This window comes from Streptomonospora mangrovi, from assembly GCF_027604915.1.
GTDB lineage: Bacteria > Actinomycetota > Actinomycetes > Streptosporangiales > Streptosporangiaceae > Streptomonospora > Streptomonospora mangrovi.
On sequence record NZ_JAJAQC010000116.1, the window covers coordinates 1 to 1,751 of the forward strand.

The window sequence follows — 1,751 nt, forward strand, 5'->3', positions numbered from 1 at the left end:
GCGGTCGCGACTTCCGCGACTCCCGCGAGCGGTCCGGCGGTCGCGACTTCCGCGACCAGCCCGACACCCGCGACCGGGGCGGGCGCGCCCGCCCGGCGGCCGAGGACCGGCGCGACGACCGGCGGGGCGACCGCGCCGGCGCCGCGCGCGGCGCCGACAGCCGCGGGCGCCGGGGCGAGGACCGCGGTGAGCGGCCCGAGCGCACCGGCCGCACGGAGCGCACCGGCCGTACCGAGCGGTCCGGCCGCGGCGAGCGTCCGGCGCGGTCCTCCTCGCGGGTCTACACCCGGCGCGACGACCACAAGTTCCGGGCGAGCGCCCCGGCCCGCCCGGCCGCGCGCGACTTCCGCGACAGCCGCGTGCCGCGCGGCGGCGGCCAGGCCGAGCGCGACCTGTCCCCGGCGGCGCGCTCCCGGCTGAACACACTGCGGGCCGAGTACGACCCGCGCGACGACGACCGCGCCGACGACGACCGCGACACCTACACCGACGTCCCCGACGGCATCCGGCTGCAAAAGGCGCTCGCCCAGGCCGGGGTCGCCAGCCGCCGCGCCAGCGAGGAGCTGATCGTGGCCGGCCGGGTCACCGTCGACGGCCACACCGTGCGCCGCTTCGGCGCCCGGGTCGACCCCGAGTCCTCCGAGATCCGGGTCGACGGCATGCGCGTGGTCACCGCGCCCGACAAGCTGTACTTCGCGCTGCACAAGCCGCGCGGCGTGGTCAGCACCATGTGGGACCCCGAGGGCCGGCCCACCCTGGCCGACTACACCGGCCAGACCGAGGAGCGGCTGTTCCACGTCGGCCGGCTGGACACCGAGACCGAGGGCCTGATCCTGCTCACCAACGACGGCGAGCTGGCCAACCGGCTCACCCACCCGCGCTACCGGGTCGTCAAGACCTACATCGCCAAGGTGCCGGGTCCGGTGCCGCGCGAGGTCGTGCGCGAGGTGCGCGGCGGCGTGGAGTTGGAGGACGGCCCGGTCGAGGTCGACTCCTTCCGCGTCGTGGAGAACGGCGAGCCCCAGGCGCTCGTGGAGGTCCGGCTGCACGAGGGGCGCAAGCACATCGTGCGGCGGCTGCTGGACGCGGTGGGCCACCCGGTCTCCGACCTCGCGCGCACCCAGATCGGCCCGGTGGGGATCAACACCCTCAAGCCGGGCACGATGCGGGCGCTCACGGCGAACGAGGTCAGCGAGCTTTACACTGCCGCGGGTATGTGATCACCCCGGCGGCGCGCGGGCGCGGTCCGCGCGCCGCCGGGTCGGCGGCGCGCCCCAGCGGCGGCGCGGCCGGGACGAGAGTGCAAAGGACGGGCGAAAGTGGCAGTACGAGCGATCCGGGGCGCGGTCCAGGTCGAGGGCGACGAGCGCGACCTCGTGCTGGAGGCCACCGCCGAGCTGGTGGCCGAGGTCATGCGCCGCAACGACCTCACCACCGACGACGTGATCAGCGTGCTGTTCACGGCCACCCCCGACCTCAGCTCGGAGTTCCCCGCCCTGGCGGCGCGCAAGATCGGGTTCACCGACGTCCCGCTGATGTGCGCCACCGAGATCGCGGTGCCGCACGCCCTGCCGCGCGTGGTGCGGCTGATGGCCCACGTCGAGACCGACCGGCCGCGCGCGGAGTTGCAGCACGTCTACCTGCGCGGCGCCCAGGCGCTGCGGCTGGACATCGCCCAGTAGGACCGGCACGGCCGGCCGGACCGGCGGCGCGCGGGAGCGCGAGGGGACCCGCGGCGCACCCTGAGGGGG

At 76.4% G+C, this 1,751-nt stretch carries 2 protein-coding genes; both read left to right on the top strand.

The features are described from left to right. The coding region (locus LG943_RS27610; protein WP_270075316.1) for a pseudouridine synthase at positions 1 to 1,220 on the top strand (1,220 nt) is incomplete at its 5' end. A gap of 99 nt (positions 1,221 to 1,319) precedes the next feature. Beyond that, the gene (aroH, locus tag LG943_RS27615) at positions 1,320 to 1,682 is read left to right on the top strand and encodes a chorismate mutase (RefSeq protein ID WP_179766393.1); all 363 of its coding nucleotides are present in this window, start codon (positions 1,320 to 1,322) and stop codon (positions 1,680 to 1,682) included. Positions 1,683 to 1,751: the final 69 nt, after the last annotated feature.